At 66.1% G+C, this 25,783-nt stretch carries 19 protein-coding genes and 1 other annotated feature; of the genes, 17 read left to right on the top strand and 2 right to left on the bottom strand.

Annotation, left to right across the window (positions count from 1 at the left end; genetic code table 11):
- Positions 1-248 precede the first annotated feature (248 nt).
- The 11 genes from GGQ80_RS11645 to GGQ80_RS11595 all read left to right on the top strand — a co-directional run bounded on the left by GGQ80_RS11645 (position 249) and on the right by GGQ80_RS11595 (position 13,189).
- The gene (locus tag GGQ80_RS11645) at positions 249-662 is read left to right on the top strand and encodes a hypothetical protein (protein WP_183984960.1); all 414 of its coding nucleotides are present in this window, start codon (positions 249-251) and stop codon (positions 660-662) included.
- Entirely contained in the window at positions 659-3,490 is a 2,832-nt protein-coding gene (locus tag GGQ80_RS11640) for a hypothetical protein (protein ID WP_183984958.1), read from the top strand. The genes GGQ80_RS11645 and GGQ80_RS11640 overlap by 4 nt, the downstream gene beginning before the upstream one ends.
- Before the next feature lie 279 nt (positions 3,491-3,769).
- Positions 3,770-4,405 carry a hypothetical protein gene (locus tag GGQ80_RS11635; RefSeq protein WP_183984956.1) on the top strand — a complete coding sequence of 212 codons (636 nt, stop codon included), beginning with the start codon at positions 3,770-3,772 and terminating at the stop codon, positions 4,403-4,405.
- Positions 4,353-5,099 (top strand): hypothetical protein, encoded by a 747-nt coding sequence (locus GGQ80_RS11630; protein WP_246347032.1) that lies wholly within the window; start codon positions 4,353-4,355, stop codon positions 5,097-5,099. The genes GGQ80_RS11635 and GGQ80_RS11630 overlap by 53 nt, the downstream gene beginning before the upstream one ends.
- A 51-nt stretch (positions 5,100-5,150) precedes the next feature.
- Positions 5,151-6,014, top strand: a complete 864-nt coding sequence (locus GGQ80_RS11625; RefSeq protein ID WP_183984954.1) for a 3'-5' exonuclease family protein — start codon at positions 5,151-5,153, stop codon at positions 6,012-6,014.
- A 69-nt stretch (positions 6,015-6,083) separates the two neighbouring features.
- Positions 6,084-6,623 (top strand): hypothetical protein, encoded by a 540-nt coding sequence (locus GGQ80_RS11620; RefSeq protein WP_183984952.1) that lies wholly within the window; start codon positions 6,084-6,086, stop codon positions 6,621-6,623.
- Positions 6,624-7,013: 390 nt separating this feature from the next.
- Entirely contained in the window at positions 7,014-7,709 is a 696-nt protein-coding gene (locus GGQ80_RS11615; RefSeq protein WP_183985161.1) for a DUF4396 domain-containing protein, read from the top strand.
- A 162-nt stretch (positions 7,710-7,871) separates the two neighbouring features.
- Positions 7,872-9,080 carry a hypothetical protein gene (locus GGQ80_RS11610; protein WP_183984950.1) on the top strand — a complete coding sequence of 403 codons (1,209 nt, stop codon included), beginning with the start codon at positions 7,872-7,874 and terminating at the stop codon, positions 9,078-9,080.
- A 38-nt stretch (positions 9,081-9,118) separates the two neighbouring features.
- Complete coding sequence (locus tag GGQ80_RS11605) at positions 9,119-10,684, top strand: DUF389 domain-containing protein (RefSeq protein ID WP_183984948.1); 1,566 nt, start codon at positions 9,119-9,121, stop codon at positions 10,682-10,684.
- The gene (locus GGQ80_RS11600) at positions 10,681-11,883 is read left to right on the top strand and encodes a cation:proton antiporter (RefSeq protein ID WP_183984946.1); all 1,203 of its coding nucleotides are present in this window, start codon (positions 10,681-10,683) and stop codon (positions 11,881-11,883) included. The genes GGQ80_RS11605 and GGQ80_RS11600 overlap by 4 nt, the downstream gene beginning before the upstream one ends.
- 64 nt (positions 11,884-11,947) lie before the next feature.
- Entirely contained in the window at positions 11,948-13,189 is a 1,242-nt protein-coding gene (locus tag GGQ80_RS11595; protein ID WP_246347031.1) for a DUF2254 domain-containing protein, read from the top strand.
- A 14-nt stretch (positions 13,190-13,203) separates the two neighbouring features.
- On the opposite strand, the gene GGQ80_RS11590 is transcribed toward GGQ80_RS11595, so the two are convergent.
- On the bottom strand, positions 13,204-15,570 hold the full coding sequence (locus GGQ80_RS11590; protein ID WP_183984944.1) for a membrane-bound PQQ-dependent dehydrogenase, glucose/quinate/shikimate family: 2,367 nt from the start codon (positions 15,568-15,570) through the stop codon (positions 13,204-13,206).
- Between the two features lie 260 nt (positions 15,571-15,830).
- Positions 15,831-15,886: a sequence feature (sul1 is cis-regulatory element that is thought to sense ions involved in sulfur or methionine metabolism; They are found in Alphaproteobacteria), on the top strand.
- A 60-nt stretch (positions 15,887-15,946) separates the two neighbouring features.
- On the opposite strand from GGQ80_RS11590, the gene GGQ80_RS11585 reads away from it, so the two are divergent.
- The 5 genes from GGQ80_RS11585 (at position 15,947) to GGQ80_RS11565 (ending at position 23,625) form a co-directional block, all read left to right on the top strand.
- Positions 15,947-17,443: a SulP family inorganic anion transporter gene (locus GGQ80_RS11585; protein WP_183984942.1), complete on the top strand. Its 1,497-nt coding sequence runs from the start codon at positions 15,947-15,949 to the stop codon at positions 17,441-17,443.
- Positions 17,444-17,611: 168 nt separating this feature from the next.
- On the top strand, positions 17,612-18,433 hold the full coding sequence (locus GGQ80_RS11580; protein ID WP_246347030.1) for an alpha/beta fold hydrolase: 822 nt from the start codon (positions 17,612-17,614) through the stop codon (positions 18,431-18,433).
- A gap of 225 nt (positions 18,434-18,658) precedes the next feature.
- The gene (locus tag GGQ80_RS11575) at positions 18,659-20,719 is read left to right on the top strand and encodes a hybrid sensor histidine kinase/response regulator (RefSeq protein ID WP_221364348.1); all 2,061 of its coding nucleotides are present in this window, start codon (positions 18,659-18,661) and stop codon (positions 20,717-20,719) included.
- A 193-nt stretch (positions 20,720-20,912) separates the two neighbouring features.
- Positions 20,913-23,198 carry a PAS domain-containing protein gene (locus GGQ80_RS11570; RefSeq protein ID WP_183984940.1) on the top strand — a complete coding sequence of 762 codons (2,286 nt, stop codon included), beginning with the start codon at positions 20,913-20,915 and terminating at the stop codon, positions 23,196-23,198.
- Positions 23,199-23,241: 43 nt separating this feature from the next.
- Positions 23,242-23,625 (top strand): response regulator, encoded by a 384-nt coding sequence (locus GGQ80_RS11565; protein ID WP_246347029.1) that lies wholly within the window; start codon positions 23,242-23,244, stop codon positions 23,623-23,625.
- A 217-nt stretch (positions 23,626-23,842) separates the two neighbouring features.
- Here GGQ80_RS11565 and GGQ80_RS11560 read toward each other — a convergent pair whose 3' ends face one another.
- Positions 23,843-24,730, bottom strand: a complete 888-nt coding sequence (locus GGQ80_RS11560; protein WP_183984936.1) for a LysR family transcriptional regulator — start codon at positions 24,728-24,730, stop codon at positions 23,843-23,845.
- Positions 24,731-24,814: 84 nt separating this feature from the next.
- On the opposite strand from GGQ80_RS11560, the gene GGQ80_RS11555 reads away from it, so the two are divergent.
- Positions 24,815-25,783 carry an SDR family NAD(P)-dependent oxidoreductase gene (locus tag GGQ80_RS11555; RefSeq protein ID WP_183984934.1) on the top strand — a complete coding sequence of 323 codons (969 nt, stop codon included), beginning with the start codon at positions 24,815-24,817 and terminating at the stop codon, positions 25,781-25,783.

The raw sequence follows: 25,783 nt of genomic DNA, 5'->3' as shown, positions 1-25,783 counted from the left end.
TCGTGTCCACCGCGCCGCTGGCGACCGGACCGTCTGTCGCTGCGCTCTGTCCGGTCCTCGGTGGAACGACATGCCTTGGCGGGAGGCGGTGCCCCTCCCACACCCTCCCGCGACGTAACGTCCGCACCCGCGTCCGCAATCCCGACGACGCCCCGTCGACGTCACATCCTGCAAGGTCGTCACGCGCTCGGTACTCCGATGCGCGGCACATCGGATCAGCGTCAGACTCAGGCTTGGGGGGCGGGCCGATGAGCCGCTCATCAGGATCCGAACGGCGCCAGCGGCGCCACGACGTTCGTATCCGGTTACGGGATGAGGACGAGGTCGCCCAGTTCGATCACCTCGTGCGTAACGCCGGCTACCACGGCGCTCATGCTCGCGGCGACTGGCTTCGCAGCCATCTTCCTGGCGTCGTCATCCGCCCGGTGCCGCCACCGCCACCACTGACAGTCCACCCGTGGGTCGACGCCGTCGCCGCCATCGATGGACTGGCAGACGAGATCGCAGGACTCACGCCCTTGCTCGAGCGCATGCAGACGGGCGTCCTGCGCTTTGACGATGCCGATCGTCTCCGCGTGACCTTCCCGGCGATCATCGCCCAGCTACTCGTCAAGGCCGACAGGGTCATCAGCGAACTGCACTGCCGGAGCGTCGCCTCATGATCATCAAGGTCAAACGCGGCGATTCCGCCGAGGCGCTGCTGATCTACCAGCGTCGGCTTGACGGAACGCCGGAGGAACAGACCGGCGCCCGCCTCTTCGCCATGAATGGCATTCGCGACGTCGACAGCGCCGCCGCTGTCCTCAACCGGGCGGCGATGCGTAGCGGCCGTGCTGCCCCTATCGTCCACATCATCATCCGTGCCGAACGTGGGCTCAGCGATGATGAGTGGCGCACCGCGATAAACGCGGCACTGGAGGAGGCCGGACTTGCCCGCCAGGCCTGGGCTGCCTTCCGCCACGACAACGACAACGATGATCCCGGCGACCACATGCACATCGCTGCCGTCGCCGCTAACCGGCACGGCACCGCGCCACCCCGCATCCTGCGATCGAAGTCGCTCGACCGCGAGGTCAGTCCCGAGGAAGCAAAAACTCTCCCCAAGGGTGACGTGGTCAGCCGCGCCTGGGACAGCCATCTGGGCCGGCGCCTGATGACGGTCGCCCGGCACCTCGAAGACGAGTTCGGCCTGCGGCCGCTGGCAAGAGACCGAAACGTCCTGGCAGAGCCGTGCCGCACCGTCGGCAGGGTCAGCCAGGGCGAGCGAGACCGCGAACGACGGACGGGCATCGCGCCGCTCGCCGACCTGCTCGATCTGAGCGCGACGCAGGCCGCGTTGGATGAGCGCGACTATGATGCACGGCGCATCGCCTTGGCCGCCCTCGACCTCGAACTGCGACCATTCATCCGCAAGAACGGCGATCTGATCGGTCTTCGTCTGCACCGAATATCGGATCCCACCCGGCACTGCCCGGCATCCGCGCTTGGCGATCGATACAGTCTGAAGGCCATGGATGCGCGATCATCGGTCACGTTCGTGCACTGGTATCGCAGCCAACCGACAACACCCGAGGTAGCGGCCGCACGAGCCGTTGACCCCGCCGAGACGCTCCGGGTGCGCTATGAGGAATATGTCCGCGACCTCGTCGCCCGGCGACAGCGGCTAAGTGAGGAGCGGATCACGGTGGCGGCATGGCAGAAGCGCGAGCGGGCCAAGGCGCTGGCGCGCAGGAAAGCAGCCATGCCGGTGACGCGATCGCGGAGCACGCGTGTCCACCGCGCCGCAGCGATGACGACCTACCGGCTCGAATGCGAACGGATCGACAAGGAAGCCGCGCGGCAGCGAGACGCGATCAATGCGCGCGACATACGCCGTCTGGATTTCGTCGATTGGCTGGAGACGCAGGCCGACGCCGATCCTGTCGCTGCCCGGAAGCTGCTCCAACTTCGAGGGCGCGGCGCTGTCGTTCGGTCAGCTCAGCCGGCTCCCGCAATGTCAGTGTCCACCGCGCCGTCACCCCCAGCCGCGTCGACGGCTCGGTCATACTCACCGACCGAACTAGCGGCGATGGTCGCTGAGCAGGAACGACTGAAAGTCGCTGCCGCGAACCTCATGGCCGAGGCGTCGATACTCCGACAGCACACCGCTGTCGCTGCGCTCGCCAAGCGGCTGAGCAAGATCGGGGTCGAACTGATTCTCGAGGCTGACCGACAGAACCAGCGGGTCCGGGTCGAGCGTGACGCGATCAAGGTCGACGACGCAACGATGATGAGCTTGCCGGCGTCCCCGTCGGCGCATGCCGTGCTGGAGCAGGCCAAGGCGACGCATCTAACGCAGGTCCAGGATGAAGCTGTGCTTGCGGTCGTGATCCGCCATGCCGACGGATTCGCACCTCAGCGCGGCGAAAACCCAGCGTCCTGGCTGCAGCGCTTCTGGAAAATGCCGGTGCCGACGCGCTGGCTGACCCCCGCTCAGGACAAGGCCATCCGGCGAGGCTGGCAAGTGGACGACGAGCAACATCGCGAGCGACGAGACGACGCTCCACCCACGTCGACCTTTAGCCGACCGGAAGAAAGGCCAAACCCACGGCCGATGCATACCTCCACCCCGGCATCGACGGCGACTACGACACATGCGCCTGCACCCGCGTCGTCACGACCGCCATCGCCGACAACGGTCTCGGCACCGACTCGGATTGCCGCCGGCTCGCCGACAATCAGCCCTCACGCCCAAGAAGCTGCGACTTCCGCTGGCGAGCGCCGCGCGGATTCTTCGCTGCCCGTGGCATCGGCGGCCGCACGGCCTTCCAAGCCCACACCAACGGCTGGGTCCCAACCGAATGTGCCGCACGCTGAGGTTCTTGCAGCCATGGCGATGATGAAGGCCCCGCGCTCACCAGCGGGAGCGCCGGGTCGTAGTGCCGATCTACGCGCTCCCGTTTCCGAAGAAACGGCACCGCGACACGAAGCCAATGTCGTGTCCACCGCGCCGCCCCGGACACTTCCTTCGATCCCGACGACGGCAGCGTCGGCTCCGGCAACGCTCGACAATCAGGACCTTGCGCCGCCCACACCGAGGGAAGCCCCCGTGGCGGTTCCTGCGGACCGCATCGTCACGCCTCGGCCAGTCGTAAAGCCCAGCGTGTCGCTCATCGCGAAGTGGCTAGCCGCAACGTACGACGCCAGGACCGACGCTGCTCAGCGGGACAGTCAGGCGCTTGCCGCACGTCTCCTCGAGCAAGACGATCTCGCAATTCTAGACGCGGATCTGCGGGCGCGGGCCATCCGCGAAGCCGACGCCCACCACCGGCGGCTGGCCGACGAGCGTCGTCTCGCCGACGCGGCCAAGTCACCCCCACTCACGTCGGTGATGGAGCAGGAAGTGGCTGCTTCAACGTCACCAGCTGTTGAAACCACAGCTGCGGCGAAGCTGCACCGTCGCGCCGCGGCTTGGCAACTCGGTCAGGCGGGTGACCCCATGAAGCGCTGATGGCCTGGCACTAGCCATCGCGGACATGGTCGTCCGACCATGTCCGCAGCATGGAAAAGGCGGCGCGAGATCCGTCGTTCCTCAGCGGCGGCAACGGCGAAGGTTCTAATGGAAGGGAAAAGAAGGTCGGCATCTGCCGGCTAGCCCTCGCCAGGATCTTCGTCGTCGACCGGTTCAGACCGGTCATCTTCAGCATCCGTGTCGTCACCCCACCGCCTTGTGCGGCTGGGGTCGGCCGCGCGCACCCGGAACCCAAGTCCCATGCTTCCATCACCCATCATGACAATTCTGAATGTTGTCGAACTCGACATAGGCCGTCACCTCGGCATCGATCAGCGCATACCCATTGGTGCCGCCATTCTGACAGCCGAACTGCGCGGAACGGCGGTCGATTTCACCATCGACAGCTGCATCCTGCGGCCAACGGACATGGCGGAGACACTGTTCGCGTGGCTTGGCCAACACGTGATCCGTGAAGGTGCGACGATCACCGGCTACCGGCTGAAGGCCGCGATCACGTCGCTCGCCAGTCTACCGGGTGGAGACGACGCGCCCGCGCTCCGCGCAATGACGGCCTGCCATCGCCAATATCTGCTCGACCTATCGGCGACCAGCGCCGGAAGGCCAGTGTCGTTCCGAGAGGCATGCGAGCAAACGGGAGTGGCCTGCTCGCCCGCCGAGCCCGAGCAAATCTTTGGCGCCTGGGTGCGCTGTGACGTCGCCAGCATCGAAGAGCATGCACAGGCGGACGCGATTGCGACGTTCCGGCTGCTGCTCCGGCGGCTCGCCTCGATCAATCAGGTCGGGCGCAGCATCGCTGACGCCTTGCGTAATCACCTCCGCGTCTGGCTCGACCAGCGCGATGATCCTGCCGCAAAGGCTCACGTCGACGACGTTCTGTCCTCCGCCGGCTGATCACCACGGCCGCACTGCGGCCATCATCAAGGAAACGAACATGTATTCCATCGATCTGACGATCGACGCGCGTGGTTTTGCGCCCACCTCGATTGCGCTCGCTGTCCGTACCATCGGCGCCTGTCCCGCCGCAGGACACCGCCCGGATGCCCGCCTCCTCGTCGGTGTCGGCACGCTGACCGTCACGCCGGTGAATAATGGCCACCGCTTCTCCACCGGCGCCCGCTACCTTGGCGAAGACGCTGAGGTCGCCGATCTCCTCGACTGGCTGGAGCCGCAGATCCCGGCACGCGGTGCAATCATCAGCTGGGACAATTGGGGCTCGGTACCCCGCCGCTTTCTCGCACTAGCTGATCTGGAGCGGCACCCGCGTATCCGGGCGGCGGCGGCCGATACCGCAGGACGATGGCGCGATCTACCACGGGGCCACACCTGGAGCGTTCGCCAAGCGCGGGCGCGTCACCTGCCGTGCCTATGTCCGCTGGGCACACCCGTCGATGAATGCGAGGCGGCAAGACCCGCGGTCCTGCTGCCATGTCCTGAGGCCACTGCGATCGAGCTGGTCGGAGAGGCGATCGCCGGCTGGCAGGCATGGGCGCGGACTTTTGGTGACTTCGACGACGCCGACCACCCCGCGCAGGCAGCGCTTCGTGCCCTCGACCGGTGGCGAGCCGATCAACGCCCGGCCCGCTGATCTCACGCCGCCCCAACCAAGACGGACATTACGTCCGACAGGAGACAAACCATGTACCTCGATCCTGCCCGCATCTGGAAGACCGACAAGCCCAGCTATGTCGTCGTCCTGGATGCCGAAACTCGATACGACCATGCCGTCCACGGGCGCTACCTCGCTGCCGAGCGCTGCACGCCCGCCGACCTTGCCGATCTTCATCCACGCGACCGCCGGCATGACCCTCGCGCGACGCCACGCTGGCCGTGTCGGCAGATCGTGGCGTTGAGTTGGCTTGTACTCACCGACGGCGATGATGGCCTCCGCCCCGTCCGCATGGAGACCAGGGGTTGCCCGGAAACCGACGAGGCCGGGATCGTCGGAGCCTTTCTTGCCGACATGGACCGGCTGCAACACGTTCAACTGACGACCTGGGGCGGATTCCACGCCGACGTGCCGCAAATTCTTCTCGCTGCGGCAGCCGCGGGATTGCGACTGCCGACATCGCTGGCCGGCCTGCACTCACCGTGGCGCCGCGAGGCCAGCGGGCACTGTGACCTCATGACCGAGATGTGTGCTGGCGCGAGGCCGCCGCATCTCGCCGAAGTCGCAGCCAAGATCGGCGTTCCCGCCAAGCTGACCTGCCGGCCCGATCTGGTCAGCGGCTTAATGGATCAAGGCAAATGGTCGTCGGTGAAGGCCGTCGCGGAGGGCGACGTGCTGACCACGTGCATGCTGCTGATGCGATGGCGGCACCTGCTGGGCGGTACCGTCTCGACGCTGGAGGCTGCGAGACGGCTCGCGGCCTTCGTTGCCGAACACTGCGGCCACCGCCCCTATGCCGCAGACTGGCAGAAATATGGCGACGACATCGTCGCTGCCGCTCTCGCAGCCGAAACCCAAAAGCTCGCAGCGCTCGCACCCGCGTCCTGCGGCTGAGCGGCGGTGATGGCCTCTACGACGGGGCGGAAAAGAAATCGGGGCCAAGACCCTAAGAAGTATAACGACATGAGCATCAACGAATCGATGGACACCATGCAGGCGTGGACTCACGCCTTGCGCCTCGGCATGGGCTACCCACAAGTCACTCCCATCGGGGATCCAACGGCTTTCGCCTCAAGCGGGCGCAAGGATCTCGCCGGCGCGCTCGAAGTCGCCGCGATCGTCAAGCAAAGTGGCCAAGACATGGTGCTGGTGGGATTCGATCTGCCCATAGTCGACGGGCCGGTCGACATCTCGCTGTTCACTCGCGCGATCGCTCACGTCGACTGGCATGACGATGTGCAGCCATGGCTCGCCAGCGATGGCAGCCGCATCGAGTTGCTGACCGGGACGCAGCGCTGGTCGGTCGGACCCCGCTCGGTCCTGACCGCGTCCCCGCTGCCGCCACGCAGCCGGATCAAGCGTGGCATCGAGCGGGCTCATCGCCGCTGGCGGGAACTTGCCGGACAGGTGCATGGCATACACCTATCGGGATCACGATTTATCCCAGCCGGCGCGACCTTGGCCGAGGCCGTGCCGATGGAAAGTCTTCGCTCGGCAGCCTGATCTAGCCGGCAGCTCTGGGCTCGGCACCTCATAGAGGACAAGAATTCTCGTGACCGTGTCCGACACCAAGGCCGTGCGTCCTGCGAGAACGACCCAGAAGCGGTCATTCGTCCCCATCCGCCTACTCCCCATCTTCTGCCATTTGATCATCTTCGATGCCGCGGTTGAAGAGGCTTCGACTGCGCTTCGGGGAGCACAACCGAAGAGGTTGCGCTGGGGTCAGCTAAAAGTGGGCGCTGATGTCGTCCAGCTAAAGAGCACGGCTCCGCTTTTAATGAAGCGGAAGTCGGGCGGAGTGCAACGACAGGCCGAACGATCGTATCGACGCTCCATCTGTAGTCGCACGCATCACGCGCCGCATCTAGAAGGTTGACGGAACGTTATGCCACGATGCCGCACTTTCCTGCCCCCATCCACCTCGCGGCGATCCTGTCACTGTCGCTGGCGGTAATCTGCGTCGTCACCATCGCGCTGGATGTGTGGCGCCATCCACCGAATATGGCCGTTATGGCGGTGGTGTGGCCACTGACCGCGCTCTTCGGGAGCGTGTTGTGGCTCGCAATCTACTACCGCTGGGGGCGCTCTACCCGGCAGGACAATGACGATCCGTTTGCCGTTTCCATCTTGAAAGGGGCCAGCCACTGCGGCGCTGGCTGCACGCTCGGCGACATCGTGGTGGAGGGGATCGCCCTTGCCCTGCCTTCGATAGCGTTATGGTTCGGCTACGGCACGCTGTTCAGTACGCGGATGTTCGCCCTGTGGATACCGGACTTCCTGCTGGCCTTCCTGTTCGGTATTGGATTCCAATATTGGAGTATCGTTCCGATGCGGCATCTCTCGCCGAGCGACGGCCTGAAGGCGGCCGTCAAAGCTGACATATTGTCGATCAGTGCCTGGCAAGTGGGCATGTACGGCGGAATGGCGCTGATCCAGTTCCTGTGGTTCCAGCGGCTGTTCGGCGGCCTGGCCACAGCCGACCAGCCAGAATTCTGGTTCGCCATGCAGATCGCAATGCTGGCCGGCTTCTGTACAAGCTACCCGATGAACTGGCTGCTCGTGAGGACAGGCGTCAAGGAGGCGATGTAGCGGCAATTGCGCGTTATGCGTCGTGCCTGACAGAGATCGAAAGGCCGCTGACAGCTGAGATATGGCGCGGCGGTTGACAGGCACTGGCGTGATCCCGAGGATAGCACGCCCGCCTGCCGTGGCTTCAGAGCTGCCGCTTTGATCCAGTCGCCGGAGTTCTCCATGATCGTCATCATCGCGTTTGGCGTCTCGATCATCGTGGCGGCATTGCTGACTTTCAGTCCGTTTGCGCGATCGGACGCCTGGCGCGCGACGGTGACCCCTTTGGCGTCGATCATCGGCTCGGGCTTTCTGATTTGCGGGCCGTTGCTAGCACGCGAATTCGGCGGCGCGGCCCTGCTTGCCATGGCGGCGCTGCTCGTGATTGCCTATGCCGCCGGATGGGTGATCCGCTTCAACATCCGCCATGTCGAGGATCATCTGGCGACCGCTCCATTCGCCGATCCGATCGCCTGGGCGGCGCGCATAACCCAGGGCGTGCTCGCCCTCGCCTATGCCGTGTCGGTCGCTTATTATCTGAAGCTGCTGGCGGAGTTTTCGCTGAAGCCGATCGCGGTCGATCCGGCCTGGCAACCGCTCATCGCCAATATCGTCGTCACTGTGCTGATCGCGGCAATGACCCTGCTCGCGCTCGGCGGCGATCTGCGCAAGGTCGAGCATGTCGCGCATGGTACGGTGTCGATCAAGATCGGCATCATCGCCGGTCTGCTGGTGGCCCTTGGCATCGCCTGGGCGACGAGCGGCGCAGTCCAGCCGCTGCCGCCGGCGCGGGTGGGCTGGGCCAGCCTGCCGGTACTGCTCGGACTGATCATCACGGTGCAGGGGTTCGAGACGTCGCGCTATCTTGGCCACGACTATCCCGCCGAGCTGCGGATCAGGACGATGCGCCATGCGCAATGGATCGCCTCTGCCATCTATCTGGCCTTCATCGCATTGCTGACACCCTTCTTGTCGCGCGCCGCGCAGACGGAGGGCGTCGCGGGCATTCTCGACATCATGGAGTTGATCGCCCCAGCGCTGGGTGTGTTCGTGCTCGCCGGCGCGGTATCGAGCCAGCTTAGCGCAGCCGTCGCCGATTCGATCGGCGCGGGCGGGCTGATCAACGAGGTGTCGCGACGCCGGGTGCCCGTGCCGCTGGCATTCGCACTCGCCGGCTTGCTGGCGATCGCCGTCGTCTGGCTGACCGATCCGTTCCAGGTGGTGGCGCTGTCGTCGCGCGCCTTCGCTCTGTTCTACGCGCTGCAATGCGCGCTGGCGTTCGCGGTGGCGCGGCGCAACGGCGTCGGCGACTGGCGTCACCGCTGCGGCTTCATCGTCATCGGCCTGATCTGCCTAACCGCCGCCGCGGTCGGCGCGCCGGCCGAAAGCTGACCTCCCTCCCGACGCGCATGCAGGAAATATAGTCGCCGATGACCTCACCCACCCTCCCCGTCGACCGGCACGCGGCCGCCGGACAGCTCGGCCGCCTCGCGCTCTACCGCTGGTGGCGCAGGTCGGTGGTGGGCCGGGTCGATCACGAAGCGGTGCTGGCGCGCGTCGTTGAGGAGAGCGGCTGGAGCCCGCGCTTCGCCTTCATGACGATGATGTCGGCCGGCATCGCCGAACTGGGGCTGCTGCTGTCGTCGCCGGCGGTCGTCATCGGCGCGATGCTAATCTCGCCGCTGATGAACCCGATCCTCGGCTTCGGCTTCAGCCTCGCGCTGTTCGATTTTCGCGAGCTGCGGCGGTCACTCAAGGCGCTGGCGATCGGCTCTGCCCTGGCGATCGCCTTTACCGCGCTGCTAGTCCTCGCCTCGCCGCTGCAGGCGCCGACCGCCGAGATCGTCGCGCGCACGCGTCCAAATCTGTTCGATCTTGCCGTCGCGCTGTTCGCCGCGCTCGCCGGGACCTTCGCGATCATCCGTGGGCGAGGCGACACGATTGTCGGCGTCGCGATCGCGACCGCGCTGATGCCGCCGCTCGCCGTGGTCGGATATGGCATCGCCACGCGCAACGCCCCGGTCGGCATGGGCGCTTTCGCATTGTTCGTGACCAACTTCATCACCATCGCGCTGTCGGCGACGGTGATGGCGCGCTTCTACGGCTTCGGTCATCATCTTTCCCGTCGCCAGGGTTGGATGCAGACCGTGGTGCTGGTGCTGGTCTTCGTCGGCATGGCGATCCCGCTCGGCATCTCGCTCAACCGGATCGGCCGCGAGGCGCTGGCGACGTCGCAGACCCGCTCTTTGCTGTCGGACCGATTCGGCGCCGACGCGCGCGTGACCCAGCTCGACATCGACTTTACCGCACAGCCGATCATCGTGCGCGCGGTCGTCATCACCCCGCGCCGCTCGATGCAGAAGACCAGCGCGATCCAGGCGGCGCTGGCGCAGGCGCTCGATCGGCCGGTGCGGCTCAATCTCGACCAGATCCTGCTCGGCGCCGGTGCCGATGCGCTCGCCGCACAGCGCGAGGAACTGCGCCAAGCCGGCGAAGCCACCAATACCGCCGCGCAGCGGGTGACCGATCTGGCGAACGGCATCGCCCTGATCACCGGCATCACGCCCGATGCGGTGACGATCGACCGCGACCATCATCGTGCGGTGGCGGCCGCCGCGGCGTTGCCGGGCGCGAGCGTTGCGACCTATCGCGCGCTCGAACGGCGCGCTGCCGACCAAAGCGATGACTGGGATGTCGCGATCGTCCCGCCGCAGGGGCCGTTGCCGCCGGTTGCCTTCGCCGACGGCGCCGACACGCTCGACGCGGCGGCGAGCGATGCCGTCACCACGTCGGCCTGGGCGGCGCATCGCTGGAACGTCTCGGCGCTCACTGTGCCGGGTCTGCCCGCCGGCGCACCGCCTGCCGAGCCCAATCTCAGTCAGCGACGCGCCCTGGCCATCGCTGCGCTGTTGCGGCAGCAGGGCATCGCGCCACAGCCCGCCCCCGCCGCGGGCCGCCAATTCGCGCTGACGCCGGTGACGGGGAGCGGCCGATGAGCGGCGACATCGGCCTGACCGAACTCGGTACGCTACTGGTCGTCGCCTCGCTGGTGGCGATGGTCTCGCGGCGGATCGGGCTGCCTTATACGGCCGGGCTGGTGCTTGCAGGCATCGGACTCGCCTATCTGCCGGTCGGTGCCGAGCTGCCACTGTCGCGAGAGCTGATCTTCAACGTCTTCCTGCCGCCGCTGATCTTCGAGGCAGCAATGCAGCTGCGCTGGTCGCGCTTCCGCGAGGAACTGCCCCTCACGGTCGTGCTCGCCTTCCTCGGCGTGGCGATCAGCGCGGCCGTGGTCGCCGGCGGCATGCACCTGCTGCTCGGCTGGAGCCTGCTCGGCGCGGCCTTCTTCGGGGTGTTGATCGCGGCGACCGATCCTGTGTCGGTCATCGCAGCCTTCAAGGAGATGAAGGCTGAGCCCCGGCTCAGCATGGTGGTCGAATCCGAAAGCCTGCTCAACGATGGCGTCGCCGCGGTCGGGTTCGCGATCCTCGTCGGCATCACCAACGGCGAGGCGCTGACTTGGTCCGGCGCGTCGCTCGCGCTGCTGTGGACGGTTGCGGGCGGTGTGGTGATCGGAGCCGCAATCGGGTTCGTCGTGCTGACCGTCGCCGGGCGGACGACGGATCATCTGGTCGAGGTGACGCTGACCACCGTGGTCGCTTGGGGATCATTCCTGCTCGCCGAACATGTACATGCGTCGGGCGTGTTCGCGGCGCTCGCGGCAGGCCTCATCGTCGGCAACGTCGGGCCACGCGGCTCGATTTCGGTCGCCGGGCGCCAGCATGTGCAGGATTTTTGGACCTATGCCGCCTTTCTCGCCAACTCCTGCCTGTTCCTGCTGATCGGCAGCCATGAGGCGCACCAGCCGATCGCGTTGGTATCGCTGCCGCTGGTCGTCGCGATCGTCCTGACGCTGATCGGCCGCGCGGCCGCCGTCTACCCGTTGGTGCTGCCGTTCGCGCGATCGGGGCTGCGACTACCCGCGACTTATCAGCACGTGCTGGTCTGGGGCGGCCTCAGGGGCGCGGTAGGATTGGCGCTCGCCCTGGCGGTACCCGCCAGCATCGCGGAGCGCGGGCAGATCGTCGTCATCACCTTCGGCGTCGTCGCCTTCTCGATTTTTGCACAGGGGCTCACGATGCCGCGCCTGCTCCGACGCTGGCAATTGACCGGATCGGACGAGGCGGAACACTAACGCGCCGCTGCTGCGGAACTCCGCGCCGTCGCCAGGGCTTGGAAAGGCCGAAAGGGGAGCGGCGATGACGCGATGGCAGTGGCTGATCCGCCTGCTCACGCGCAGGATGTGGTTCAGGGCCGCGCTGATGTGCGGATTCGGCGGGGCGCTGGCCCTTGCCGGTGCATTGGTGGGTCACACTATTTCCTATCATTTTGCCGCGACGGTTGGATCCAAGTCGGTCGACAGCATCCTCACCATGCTCGCCTCGAGCATGCTGGCGGTCACGACCTTCTCGCTGACCGCGATGGTATCGGCCTATTCGGGGGCGACCAGCACGATCACACCGCGCGCGGTCCAGCTGCTGATCGACGACAGCACCGCGCAGAATGCGCTCGCCACCTTCCTCGGCAGTTTCTTGTTCGCGATCGTAGGCATCGTCGCGCTGTCGACCGGCCTCTATGGCGACACCGGCCGTGTCATCCTGTTCTTCGGCACGATCCTCGTCATCCTGTTCATCGTCGTAACGCTGCTGCGCTGGATCGAGCATATTGCCCGGTTCGGTCGCGTGTCCGACACGATCGACCGGGTCGAGCGCGCAGCGCTGGCAGCGGTGGAGACGATCGCCGTACCGCTGGCGCTGGATGGCGAACCGCCCGCGGTCGAGCAGAGCGGCAGGACGACCGTGCCGGCGCCGACGATGGCGCGGGTCACCCACATGGACATCGCGCTGCTAGGGCGGATCGCCGAGGCGATGGACACCGACATCTATGTGCTTGCCCTCCCCGGCAGACTGGTCGAACCCGGCCGGCCGATGGCGCTGATCGACGGCACCGTCGATGAGGCGGCGGTGGAAGAGGTGCAGCATGCCTTCACGCTGGCGCACCAGCGCGCCTTCGATCACGATCCGCGCTTCGGCTTGGTGGTACTGTCGGAGATCGCGTCGCGGGCGCTGTCACCTGCGGTCAACGACCCCGGCACCGCCATTGCAGTGATCGAAGCCGGCAGCCGGGTGATGCTGCGGCTGCTCGATTATCGGCCGCAGCATATCACTCCCCTACCCGCCAGGGTTCATGTTCCACCGATACCGCTGGCCGCATTGCTCGACGACTGGTGCAGGCCCATCGCGCGCGACGGCGCCGCGATCGTCGAAGTCAGCGTCCGCCTGCAAAAGTCGCTTGGAGCGCTAGCGCGACACGCGCCGGCAGCGCGACAGGTCATCGCGGACGAAGCCTCCGATGCGGTCGATCGGGCACGCGCCGCGCTGACCAGCGACGCAGACCGGGAGCTGGTCGAGCGGACGCATCGCGATGCCTTCGCAGACTGACGCGGGCAATAGCGTCAGCTCTTCGGCAGGGCATACGCCAGCGTGTAGTCGCCGTAACGCGTCCCCAACGCGCCGTGGCCGCCTGCGGTGATGACGACATATTGCCGTCCGTCGCGCCCGCGATAGGTCATCGGTGTCGCCTGTGCGCCGGCGGGCAGCCGCGCCTTCCACACCACTTCGCCCGTATTGAGGTCGAAGGCGCGCAGATACTGATCGGTCGTGGCGCCGATGAAGGCCAGGCCGCCCGCGGTGACGATCGAGCCGCCGAGATTGGGCACGCCCGTCTTCACCGGCACGCCGAGATGCGACCCGAACAGGCCGGTGTCGCGCGCCGTCCCCAGCACCTTGCGCCACAGCACCTTGCGCGTGCCGAGGTCGACGGCGGTCAGATGACCCCAGGGCGGCGCGACGCAGGGCGCGCCGAAGATGCCGACCCAGGCCTTCACCACCGCGACATAGGGCGTGTTGTACTGGGTCTGAAGTTGCGCCTGCATGGCGTTCTCGCCGCCCTGCTTCCGCTTCATCAGCGGCGCCACGCGCGGGTCGTCGCGACGCATCAACCACAGCTTGAACGGCATTTCCATCGTGTTGACGGTCATCACGCCGCGCACCGGGTCGACCGCCGCGCCACCCCAGTCGGTGACGCCGTCGAAGGCCGGATGGCCGATGATCGGCTTCAGCCCCATCGGCTGGTAGATGCCGGCACCCTGCGCGCGACGGATGTCGATCCGGCAGAAGAGCTGGTCGATCGGCGTCGCGCCCCAGGTGGCGACTTCGGTCGGTGCAGGCGGGGTGAAGCTGGGCATGCCGGTCGAGAAGGGCTGGGTCGGTGAGACCCGGACGCCCGGGGTGGCACCGTCGGTGCGCACCGGCCGTTCGGTGATCGCGGCGAGCGGCGCGCCCGTCAGGCGGTTGAGGAAGAAGACCTGCCCCATCTTCGTGGTCTGGATCAGCGCCGGGATCACCTGACCGTCGGGGGCGCGATAGTCGAACAGCGACGGACCGATCGGCAGGTCCATGTCCCACATGTCGCGGTGGACCAGCTGCCGCGTCCAGCGCAGCTTGCCGGTCGCGATGTCGAGCGCGACGATCGACGAGCCGAAGCGGTCGTCGAACGGCCGGCGATACCCGATCCAATAATCGGGCGAGGCGTTGCCCGTGCCGAGATAGACGAGGCCGTTGGCGGCGTCGGCGGTGATCGCGCCCCAGACATTGGGCGTGCCGCGCGTATAGGTCTGTCCCTCCGGCAACGGCGCGATCGCGTCCTGCGAGCGGCCGACGTCCCAGGCCCATACCGGTGCACCCGAAACCGGATCATAGGCGCGCACGACGCCGGAGGGGATATCGCGATTGACGTTGTCGATGATCCGCTCGCCGATGATCAGCCGGTTGTTGACGACGACCGGCGGCGTGGTGCCGATCTGATCCGACGGCTTCGACGTCCCCATGTTGGTGCGCAGATCGATCGCCCCGCCGTTCGCGAAGCTCGGGCATGGCCGACCCGTCTCGGCGTCGAGCGCCACCAGCCGCGCGTTGAACGTCGGCGCGAAGATGCGGTGCGGGCACGGCGTCCCCGCCGGCGCCTCGAAATAGGTGACGCCGCGGCAGACCAGATAATTGTTGCCGGCGATCGGCGCATCCTCGTGCCAGCTCCACTTGGTCCTGCCCGTGGTCGCGTCGATCGCCTGGACGAAGGAGTGCGGCGTACAGGTGAAGAGTGTGTCGCCGATATGGATCGGCGTCGCCTCGGAATGATATTCCCGTTTGTGCTCCTGCGTCTCGGCCGCCATCGGCAGGTCGCCCGTGCGCTGGGTCCAGGCGAGTTGCAGCCGTCCGACATTCTGCGGGGTGATATCGGCGAGCGCCGAATAGCGCCGGCCCGACAACGTGCCGCCATAATCGCGCCAGTCGCCATCCGCTTCCCCGGTCGGAGCGGCGGGCAATGGCGCGGTGCCGGCTGCACCCTGCGCCTCCACGCCCTCGCCATGGAGAAGCACGCCGCCGGTCCCGACCGCCAGCAGCACCGCCGCCGCGACGGGTATCGCCCGGGCATGCGACCGCCACGACCGGGACCGCCATCCGGTCAGCAGCACCAGCGCCAGCAGCACCGTCGGCGCGAGCAGCCGCGGGACGAGTTGCAGTCCGTCCAGCCCCACTTCCCACACAGCCCAAACCAGCGTGCCGAACCAGATCGCGACAAACAACCACCGCCCCAGCCGGGGCACACGGCCAAGCAATGCGCCGCTGACGATCAGCGCGATGCCTGCGATCAGATAATAAGGCGATCCGCCAAGCGAGGCGAGAACGCCGCCGGCGACAGCGAAAAAGCCGCCGAGAATGGCCACGCACCATGCGAGCACCAGCCTGTAGAGCCGCGCCATCGCCATTCCTTTTGCCTGTTTCGCCACCAACGTCCGGTTGCCTGTTTCGCCACCAACGTCCGGAACCGGCAGAAGTCTCAGAAGGATATCGCTTCCCCGGCCGACAAGACGGAATCCTAGTCTCTCGAACGCGAATGCCGGCGTTCGGACGCCGGGCATGCATTCCCAAGCCGGCTTGTCGGCAAACGGCCGCGGCCTCGAAGCCGAGAAAAGGCGGTTGCACCTGAACCGGGACCTTCTGTACTAGACGCGACTAATCGCAAGGACCCGGTGAAATCCCGGGTGGCTATTCCGGCCGCCGATCCGCCGGACAACATCACACATGCAATCCGACCGCGCTGCCCCGCCGCGCCATGTGCCCTGATGTGGATTTCTGATGACATTCGATCTCGCTTCCTACCGCCGCCAGTGGTTCACTGACGGCACCGCCGCCCGCCGCGACGTGCTCGCAGGCATCGTCGTCGCGCTCGCCCTCATCCCCGAGGCGATCGGCTTCTCGATCATCGCCGGCGTTGACCCGCGCGTGGGCCTCTACGCGTCGGTGGCCATCGCGCTGACGATCTCGCTGGTCGGCGGCCGGCCCGGCATGATTTCCGCGGCGACTGCGGCGGTCGCCGTCGTGGTGATCCCGCTCGTCCGCGAGCACGGCGTCGAATACCTCTTCGCCGCCACCATCCTGATGGGGCTCATCCAGATCGGGGCCGGTATGCTGAGGCTCGACCTCGTCATGCAGTTCGTCTCTCGCTCGGTCATCACCGGCTTCGTCAACGCGCTCGCCATCCTGATCTTCATGCCGCAGCTGCCGCAGCTGACCAACGTGGGATGGGATAGCTATGCGATGGTGGCTGCCGGCCTCGTCATCATCTACGGTCTGCCGCGCGTCACCACGGCTTTGCCGTCACCGCTGGTGGCCATCCTCGTCCTGAGCGCAATCAGCATCGGCATGGGCCTGGGCGTCCATACGGTCGGCGACATGGGCAAGCTGCCCGAAGGGCTGCCCAGCATCGCCCTCCCGAACGTGCCGCTGACGCTCGACACGCTGCGGATCATCCTGCCCTACTCGCTGACGATGGCGGCGGTCGGCCTGCTCGAATCGCTGCTCACCGCGCAGATCGTCGACGACATGACGGATACCGACAGCGACAAGCGGCTCGAGTGCGCCGGCCAGGGCGGAGCGAACATGGTCGCCGCCCTCTTCGGCGGCATGGGCGGCTGCGCGATGATCGGCCAGTCGGTCATCAACGTCACGTCTGGCGGCCGCGGCCGCCTGTCGACCTTCGTCGCCGGCGGCTTCCTGCTGTTCCTGCTGGCGGTGCTTGGCCCCTATGTTGGGCGCGTGCCGATGCCGGCGCTCGTCGCCGTCATGATAATGGTGTCGATCGGCACCTTCAGCTGGAATTCGATCGCCAACCTGCGTCGTCATCCGCCGACGTCGTCGGTCGTCATGCTGACGACGGTCGTGGTCGTCGTCGCGACGCGCGATCTGTCCCTCGGCGTCCTCGCCGGTGTTCTGCTGTCCGGCATCTTCTTCGCGGGCAAGGTGCGGCGGATGTTCTCCGTCGAGCGCCAGGAAACCGCCGACGGCGCCGAGGCGACCTATCGCGTCGCCGGTGAGATCTTCTTCGCCTCGGTCGACCGGTTTACCCGCGCGTTCCGGGCGGAGGGGCCGACGCGACGCGTGGTGATCGATGTGACCCACGCGCACTTCTGGGATATTTCCGGCGTCGCCGCGCTGGACAAGATCGTCGCCCGCCTGCGCCGCGACGGACGTGACGTCGAGGTGATCGGTTACAACCAGGCCAGCGCCGATCTCGTCGACCGCTTCGCGTTGCACGACAAGACCGGCGTCGAGTTGGGATTGGCACCACATTGACCCAGAAGCCGACATTCGCAGTGAGGCAGACACTGCCCGAAAGCGGTCGCTTGTTCATGCCAAAGACCCTTTTGTTGAACAGGTAGCCTTACCCGGCCCCACCGCCTTTCGGCGTGGGAATAGGAGCCGATTTGCACCGCCCGTCAGCCGATAAAGGCGGGGCCCGCGATGCGACCGTTCGCGTTGAGCTTCTCGCAACGACGAGGCGATGACGACATGAACACGATTGAGCGCGGCACTGGTCGCACGCTGCTTCTGATCCACGGCCTGGGCGGGAGTTGGCGATCGTGGAGCACCGTCTTGGACCCACTCAGCACCTCGCGGAAGGTCATCGCGGTCGACCTTCCCGGCCATGGGGCTACCCTTGCCGAATCCGACAGCGGGACGTTTGATGGTTTGGTCGGCAGCGTCGAGCGTTACATCGCGGAGGCTGGCTTGTCTGGCGTCGATGTCGTCGGCAGTTCGATGGGCGCGCGGATTGTGCTTGAACTCGCGCGGCGCGGACTCGTCGGCAACGTGGTCGCGCTTGATCCTGGTGGCTTCTGGCGAGGCTGGGAGCGCACCTTCTTCAGAACCACCATCGGCGCCTCCGGTCGCTTGCTGCGGGCCATCCGGCCGGGCCTGCCGGCGTTGAGCCGGAACGCAGCGTCGCGCACGACGCTACTCGCTCAGCTTTCCGCGCGTCCTTGGGCGCTTGACGGGGAGACCGTCGCGACCGAGCTGGAAGGTCTCAGTAAAACGCCTACGTTCGATGCGTTGGTTCGTAGCCTTGCCACGGGACCTGAGCAGTCCGGTCCCGCCGCTGCCGGCACCGGCCGGGTCGTCATCGGGTGGGGCAGGCACGACCGGCTCTGCCTCCCCAAACAGGCTGCGCGCGCGCAGGCAGCCTTTCCCGGCGCCGAGCTCCACTGGTTTGATGGTAGCGGGCACTTCCCAATGTGGGACACGCCGGAGGAGACAGTCGCCGTGATTCTCGACGCGACGAGGTGATGCTCCACCCGCTGGACGGCCCGATTGCGCGATGAAGGCAGCATAGGCCCAAATTCCGTCGTTCAGGAGCTTCAAGGCAGCGCCCGCAACCGGTCGTTCGTTCAGCGTTATCGCCGGCCGGTGGGTCATACTTCCAGACCACCGGTTTACCGAACATGCAAAAGGGCTACAAATCACCTTCTTGGTAATCGGCCGCTCTGGTCCTGAAACCAGGTGAGGCCGGGAATGAGCAGGAACGATCAGGGCAATGACGGCAGAGGTTCCGATCTCCGTAGCCTGACGGACGCTTGTGACTGGTCGGCGACGTCTCTGGGCGCCCGCGCGAATTGGCCGCGTTCGCTCGAAACCATCCTCGACATGATGCTATCTTCGCAATTCGCCATGTGCGTCGGCTGGGGGCCGGAGCTGACGCTCTTCTACAACGACGCCTATGTGCCGTTCCTCGGTTCACGGCACCCCTCCGCCCTGGGGAAGCCCTTGAGCGAGGTCTGGGCGGAAGTCTGGCCTGACATCGAATCTCTCGCCGCGTCGGCAATGGCCGGAACGCCGGTCGGGCATGAAGACCTGCCTCTCACCATGACACGGCACGGCCATCCGGAAGAAACGTGGTGGACCTTCGCCTACAGTCCGCTCCGCGACGATCACGGCGCAATCGCCGGCTTTCTTAACATCGCGACCGAGACCACCGCCAAGATCGTGCACGAGCGCGAACTGGCGGCGCGCGAGGCCGAGCTGAGGGCGCTCAACAGCGACCTCGAAGCACAGATCGTCGCGCGCGCACGCGAGCGGGCGACGACGTGGACAGTCACGTCGGAACTGCTGTCGGTGATCGATCTGCGCACGGGCTGCTTCGACCGCGTCAATCCAGCCTGGACGATAGTCCTCGGTTGGACCGCACAGGAGCTGGAAGGATCGCCGTTCTCCGACTTTCTGATGCCGGACGACGAGCTTGCCAGTGCCGCGGCCTTCGAAGAGGTGCGCGACGGCAATCCGGTGATGCGGTTCGACAATCGCTACCGGACGAAAGACGGTGAAATTCGCTGGCTGTCGTGGGTCGCCGTGCCGTTCGAGGGAAAGCTGTACTCCAGCGCCCGCGATATCACCGGTGAGCGCGCCCAGACGGACAGACTGGCGCTGGCGGAAGATTCCTTACGCCAGGCTCAAAAAATGGAAGCGGTCGGCCAGCTCACCGGCGGGGTCGCGCACGACTTCAACAATCTGCTGACCGTCATCCGTGGTTCGGTCGATCTCCTTCGCCGCCCCGACCTCAGCGACGATCGCCGTGCAAAATACATCGACGCGATCGGCGACACCGCGGACCGCGCGGCCAAACTGACGGGACAGCTGCTCGCCTTCGCGCGAAGGCAGGCGCTCAAGCCCGAGACGTTCGATTGCGGTCAGAGTGTCGCTGACCTGGTATCGATGGTCCGGACGCTCACCGGCTCGCGCATCGTCATCAACACGGTCGTGCCCGAAGAACCCTGCTACGTCCTGGCCGACAAGGGGCAGTTCGACACCGCCATCGTCAACATGAGCATTAACGCGCGCGATGCGATGGACGGCGAGGGAGATCTCACCATCGTCGTCGGTCCCGTGTCGGGTATCCCGGAGATCCGGCTGCATCCGCCGATTGCCGGCGACTATGTCGCGGTGACGATCAGTGACACTGGCAGCGGCATTTCGCCCGAGAACGTGGCGCGCATCTTCGAGCCGTTCTTCACCACCAAGGGCGTCGGCAAGGGCACGGGCCTGGGCCTCTCCCAGGTGATCGGTTTTTCCAAGCAGTCGGACGGAGACATCCGGGTCGAAAGCGGCGAGCACGGCGGCACCACCTTCACCCTCTATCTGCCGCGTGTCGCGATCGATGGCAGTCGCGCGGCGGCGGAAGAGGACGAACCCGTCGCCGTCACGGGCGACGGCGTATGCGTGCTGGTAGTCGAGGACAACAGCAGCGTCGGCGAGTTCGCGACCCAGGCGCTGCGCGAGCTGGGGTACGACACGATCCTGGCGCTCAACGGCGATGAGGCGCTGGCCGAGCTGGAGAAGGATTGCGGCCGTTTCCACATCGTCTTCTCGGACGTGGTGATGCCCGGCATGTCGGGCCTAGAACTGGCGCAGGAGGTCCGCCGTCGCCATCCGCGGCTGCCGGTGATCCTGACCAGCGGCTACAGTCATGTGCTGGCGCAGAACGGCCGCCATGGCTTCGAGCTGCTGCATAAGCCCTACTCAATCGAGCAGCTGTCCCGCGTGTTCCGCAAGTCGATCACTTGGCAGACCCGGCGGTAACGAGGCGCGTGTCGGCCAGCGTCGTCCAATGACGCTGTTACATCGGCCACGCCAAAACCTTGGTTTTGATCCAAATGGTCGGTAATCTGCAGTTCAGGATGGCACGGGGCCATGCCGAGCATGGATAACGGCCAGCGTGACGACCCACGTATCAGACACTAGAAGCCCGTACCTGGTCGATACGCTTCCTCTCATGATGGATCTCACCCGAGCCGCCGAATGGGCTTCGACACCGCTTGGGCCCGTCGACAATTGGCCGCAGAGCCTGCGCACTGCGGTCGACATGATGCTGGGGTCCGGCCATGCGATGTGCATTGCATGGGGCAAGGACCGCACCCTGCTCTACAACGATGCCTACGCGCCAATCCTGGGGAGCCGCCACCCGCAGGCGCTTGGAATGCCTATGGCAGAAGTCTGGCCGGACGTCTGGGGCGAGATCGGATCGCTGGTCGAGCGTACCTTCGCGGGCGAAACATGCACGTTCGAAGACCTTCCGCTCCTGATGACCCGCAACGGCTATGCGGAGGACACGTGGTGGTCGTTCTCCTATTCGCCGATCCACGATGAACAGGGGCGTGTCGCAGGCCTGCTGAACGTTACGCTTGAGACAACCGGCCGGGTGCTGGTCGAACGACAGCGTGACGCCGCCATAGCCGATCTGCGGGCCAGCGAAGCGCGGTACAGGGCCATCTTCGAGAATATCGATGCTGGCTTCTGCATCAGCGAGGTCAAGTTCGATGCGAACGGCGCACCGGTAGATCACCGGGTCGTCGAAGCCAATCCAGCGTTCGAGCGTCACACGGGACTGACCGATGCCGTGGGACGCTGGGCCAACGAGGTCGCACCCGGCATCGAACAGCATTGGCATGATGCCTATGGACACGTCGCCAAAACCGGCAAGCCGGTGCGGTTCGAAGGCGAGGCGAAGCCGCTCGGGCGCTGGTACGACGCGCACCTGTTTCCGGTCGCCGATGGCCGTGTAGCGATGCTCATCGCCGACACGACCGAGCGTCGCCGAACCGAGGATGCCGTCGCCCGCAACGAGGCGAAGTGGCGCACCATCTTCGAGACGCTGCGCGAGGGCTTCGTCCTCGGCGAGCTTGTCCGCGACGAGGCAGGCCGGATCGTCGACTGGCGGTATGATGAGGTCAACAACGCCTGGTACGACCTTGTCGGTATCGAGCGCGGTTGCGCGGTCGGACGGACGATCCGGGAAATTTTTCCTGGCATCGAAGACGCGTGGGTTTTCGAACCCGTGACCGCGGTGGAAACGGGCGAGCCGGTCCGCTTCACGCGCCAGGTCGGGACGCTCGGCCGCTGGTATGACGGGGTGATGCAGCACGCCGGAGACGATCATTTCACGATCATCTTCACCGAGGTCACCGATCGTGTGCTGCGCGAACGGCGACAGGCGGCCCTGATCCGCCTCAGTGACCGGTTACTGGACGAGGAACCAACCGGGGATCTGGGCCCGTTGGCGAGTGCCGTGCTTGGGGAGACGCTAGGCGTCGAGCTCGTCGGTTATGGCGACATCGACCCCGTGGCCGAAACGATCACGGTCGAACGCGATTGGACAGCGGAACCTGCCCTCAGCCTCAGCGGAACGCTACGCCTTCGCGACTATAGTTCGCTCATCGATGATCTGAAAGCCGGAGAAACGGTTGTCGTTCGCGACTGTCGCTCCGATGCCCGTACGCGCGACCAAGCCGCTGCGCTGGAGGCGCGCGGCGCACGCGCCTTCGTCAATATCCCCATGATGCAGCAGGGCGTCTGCGTGGCGATGCTCTACGTCAGCACCGTCGCAGCCCGTGACTGGACCAGTGACGAGGTGCAGTTCGTCCGGGATGTCGCCTACCGCGTCCATGTCGCCATCGAACAGCGGCGGGCACGGGCGCAGGAGGCGTTGCTCAATGGCGAGTTGGCGCACCGGGTCAAGAATACGCTCAGCGTGGTGCAGGCGATCGCCAATGCGACGCTGGCGCGCACCGCCAGCGATGCCGCGGCCACCGAGTTCGGCAACCGGATAAAGGCGCTGGCATCGGCGCACGACGTGCTGCTGGCACGATCCTGGTCCGCGGCAGGGTTCCGACAGATCGCCGAGGCGGCACTGGCCTCCTTCGACACTGCCCGCATCACCATCTCGGGACCGGAGGTCAGGATCGGCTCGCGCACCGCCATGTCGCTGTCGCTGCTGCTGCATGAGCTGTCGACTAACGCCGCCAAGCACGGTGCGTTGAGCGTGCCCGATGGCCGCGTCACGCTGAGCTGGATGATATCTCGCCGCGACGACGTCGAGATCCTCGACATGCGTTGGGCGGAACGCGGTGGTCCAACGGCGGTTGAACCATCCCACCGTGGTTTCGGATCACGCATCATCCGCATGGGTCTTACCGGGTCGGGAGGCGTTAAGCTTCACTATGATACCGAGGGGCTGACAGCAGATATGAGCGCGCCGCTTCACCAGATCATCCAGGGTTAAGTCGATCAGCCACGTCATGGGTCAGTCACAACCGATCGGGCCTTTGCCTGTTCTCATCATCGAGGATCAGCCGGTGCTCCGCATCGAGGTCGCCGATATGGTCGAACGGGCGGGTTTCATTCCCGTCGAGGCAACCAGCGTCGATGAGGCGATCAGCATCCTTGAGACCCGCACAGACATCCGGATCGTCTATATCGATCTCGACATGCCAAGGGGCGTGAAGGGGATCGAGATCGCCGCTGCGATTCGCAATCGATGGCCGCCGATCGAGATCATCCTGACCGCCGCCACCTTTGCCAAGGCCGACCTCGACCTGCCGGTCCGCGCGGAGTTCTATTCCAAACCCATCCATCATGGTGACGTGATCGCTGCTATGCGCCGTATGGCAGCCGACACGGATCGTAGAGGCTGCGATCGACCAGCTTGACCCAGAAGCGGTCATCCGACGGCGTCTTTCGACTTGCCGAAAGCGGACGCTTGTTCATATCGGCAAGTTTGAACGGATCGCAGATGGTGGAATGAACAGGAGGGTTCAGCCGTCTGGCATCGCAGCCAATTTGGCGCTGACTTCTGACACTCTGAGCCGTCCTGACGCCGGTCGTCTAGAGCGTTGTTAATGCCACCGGCTGCCGAGCGGGATCACATCACGTAGTCGCTAGCTTGTCGAATGTGCCGACCAAATAATCGAACACGGCGGCAATCCTCGGGAGAGGTCGCAAGTCCTCATGCGTGACGATCCAGGTCTCCAGTGGAGGCAGGTCTACCCCCGGCAAGACCTGGCGGAGTGACGGGTCGCGCCTGCCCACGCCGCATTGCGTCACGCCGATGCCGACGCCGGCGCGGATGAGCGCCAGCTGGGCCGGGTGGCTGTCGACGCGGGCGACGAACCGCTCGAGTGGGATGTCGCTACGGTGCGCCTCCAGCATGGCGAGGTCGTACCGGTGGCGATCGGGGCCGATGAGATCATGGTCGTCAAGGTCCCCGACGGTGTCGGGTCGGCCGCGTTTGGCGAGGTAATCGACATGCGCGAAGAAGCCGAGCTCGATCGGCGGCACCTTGCGGGCGATGAGCGCCCCTTGCAACGGCTGTTGCATACGGACAGCGACGTCCGCCTCCTGTTCGAGAATATTGGCGACGACATCGCTCAGTTCGATCTCGAGGATGAGATCGGGATGTCGCCGACGCAGCTCCGCCACCATCGGCGGCAGCACCTCCTGCCCGATGAAGTGGGGAACGCTGATCCTGACCCGCCCCGCGACGCGATCCGGCGGAGCGGAGGCCGCGCGAACGAATGCCTCCGACGCGCGCGCCATCGCCCGTGCCGCGGCGCCGAGCGATCGGGCCTGCTCAGTCGGGACCAGCCCGCGGACCGATCGGGTGAACAGCACCGTTCCAAGCGCCTGCTCCAGTGCCTCAAGCCGGGCTCGCATCGTCGGCTGCGTCACGCCAAGCCGGCGCGCGGCGGCGGACAGGCTGCCTTCCTCGAGCACGGCGAGAAAGGCGCGCTGATCCTCCCAGTCGATCCTCTTCATCGAAAATTCTCCAGCAGCTAAACGCAGTTCGTCAATTATCTTCGATCGCCGAGCAGGCCAAATCCCTCCCGAAGGAGAATGGTCATGAAGCAGATCAAAACCGCGCTGGTTCTGGGCGCGACAGGCGGCATCGGCGGGGAGACGGCGGCGGCGCTGCTGCGGCACGGCTGGAAGGTCGTGGCGATGACGCGCGATCCGAAGCGGGCGGCCGCAGCATCGGGAGAGCGCCTGCGCGGCATTGCGTGGGCGCATGGCGACGCAATGGTCGCGGCCGACGTCCTGCGTGCAGCGCAAGGGGTGGATGTAATCGTCCACGCGGTGAACCCGCCCGCCTATCGCGGCTGGGGCGAGCTGGTCCTGCCGATGATCGACAGCACCATCGCGGCCGCCGAAGCGATCGGCGCCCGCATCGTGCTGCCCGGCACCGTCTACAATTACGGGGCCGACGTGCCGGTCGACGTCGCCGAGGACACGCCACAGCATCCGGCGACCGAAAAGGGACGGCTCCGCGTCGAGCTGGAGCAGCGTCTCGCCCGCGCCGTCGATCGCGGGGGCCGGGTGCTGATCGTTCGCTTCGGCGATTTCTTCGGACCGCGTTCGGGCAACAACTGGTTCAGCCAGGGGCTGGTGACGCCCGGTCGGCGGCTCGCCTCGATCACCTATCCGGGCCGCAGGGGCGTCGGCCATAGCTGGACCTATCTGCCAGACGCCGCGGAGACGATCGCGCGACTGCTCGATCGCGAGGACGATCTGGAGCCGTTCGCGCGCTTCCATGCCGAGGGGGTGTGGGACGCCGACGGCACGGCTATGGTCGACGCGATCGCCAGGGCGGTCGGCCGGCCAGAGACGAGCGTGAAGCCGCTGCCATGGCCGCTGTTCGCCGTCCTCGGCCTCTTCAATGAGACGCTGCGTGGACTGTATGGGATGCGTCATCTCTGGCGCGTCCCCCTGCGCCTCGACAACCGCAAGCTCGTCGCGTTCCTCGGCGAAGAGCCGCAGACGCCGCTGTCGATCGCGGTAGCGGGCACGCTGCGCGCGCTCGAGATCGATTGA

It is taken from the genome of Sphingomonas jinjuensis, assembly GCF_014197105.1.
Classification (GTDB): Bacteria; Pseudomonadota; Alphaproteobacteria; order Sphingomonadales; family Sphingomonadaceae; genus Sphingomonas; species Sphingomonas jinjuensis.
The sequence above is the reverse complement of the archived record's forward strand: the minus strand, read 5'-3'. Positions and strand labels throughout refer to the sequence as shown.

Coding starts and splice junctions, on each gene's coding strand:
- GGQ80_RS11645 (WP_183984960.1), top strand. CDS start 249: ATGAGCCGCTCATCAGGATCCGAACGGCGCCAGCGGCGCCACGACGTT.
- GGQ80_RS11640 (WP_183984958.1), top strand. CDS start 659: ATGATCATCAAGGTCAAACGCGGCGATTCCGCCGAGGCGCTGCTGATC.
- GGQ80_RS11635 (WP_183984956.1), top strand. CDS start 3,770: ATGACAATTCTGAATGTTGTCGAACTCGACATAGGCCGTCACCTCGGC.
- GGQ80_RS11630 (WP_246347032.1), top strand. CDS start 4,353: ATGATCCTGCCGCAAAGGCTCACGTCGACGACGTTCTGTCCTCCGCCG.
- GGQ80_RS11625 (WP_183984954.1), top strand. CDS start 5,151: ATGTACCTCGATCCTGCCCGCATCTGGAAGACCGACAAGCCCAGCTAT.
- GGQ80_RS11620 (WP_183984952.1), top strand. CDS start 6,084: ATGAGCATCAACGAATCGATGGACACCATGCAGGCGTGGACTCACGCC.
- GGQ80_RS11615 (WP_183985161.1), top strand. CDS start 7,014: ATGCCGCACTTTCCTGCCCCCATCCACCTCGCGGCGATCCTGTCACTG.
- GGQ80_RS11610 (WP_183984950.1), top strand. CDS start 7,872: ATGATCGTCATCATCGCGTTTGGCGTCTCGATCATCGTGGCGGCATTG.
- GGQ80_RS11605 (WP_183984948.1), top strand. CDS start 9,119: ATGACCTCACCCACCCTCCCCGTCGACCGGCACGCGGCCGCCGGACAG.
- GGQ80_RS11600 (WP_183984946.1), top strand. CDS start 10,681: ATGAGCGGCGACATCGGCCTGACCGAACTCGGTACGCTACTGGTCGTC.
- GGQ80_RS11595 (WP_246347031.1), top strand. CDS start 11,948: ATGACGCGATGGCAGTGGCTGATCCGCCTGCTCACGCGCAGGATGTGG.
- GGQ80_RS11590 (WP_183984944.1), bottom strand. CDS start 15,570: ATGGCGCGGCTCTACAGGCTGGTGCTCGCATGGTGCGTGGCCATTCTC.
- GGQ80_RS11585 (WP_183984942.1), top strand. CDS start 15,947: ATGACATTCGATCTCGCTTCCTACCGCCGCCAGTGGTTCACTGACGGC.
- GGQ80_RS11580 (WP_246347030.1), top strand. CDS start 17,612: ATGCGACCGTTCGCGTTGAGCTTCTCGCAACGACGAGGCGATGACGAC.
- GGQ80_RS11575 (WP_221364348.1), top strand. CDS start 18,659: ATGAGCAGGAACGATCAGGGCAATGACGGCAGAGGTTCCGATCTCCGT.
- GGQ80_RS11570 (WP_183984940.1), top strand. CDS start 20,913: ATGATGGATCTCACCCGAGCCGCCGAATGGGCTTCGACACCGCTTGGG.
- GGQ80_RS11560 (WP_183984936.1), bottom strand. CDS start 24,730: ATGAAGAGGATCGACTGGGAGGATCAGCGCGCCTTTCTCGCCGTGCTC.
- GGQ80_RS11555 (WP_183984934.1), top strand. CDS start 24,815: ATGAAGCAGATCAAAACCGCGCTGGTTCTGGGCGCGACAGGCGGCATC.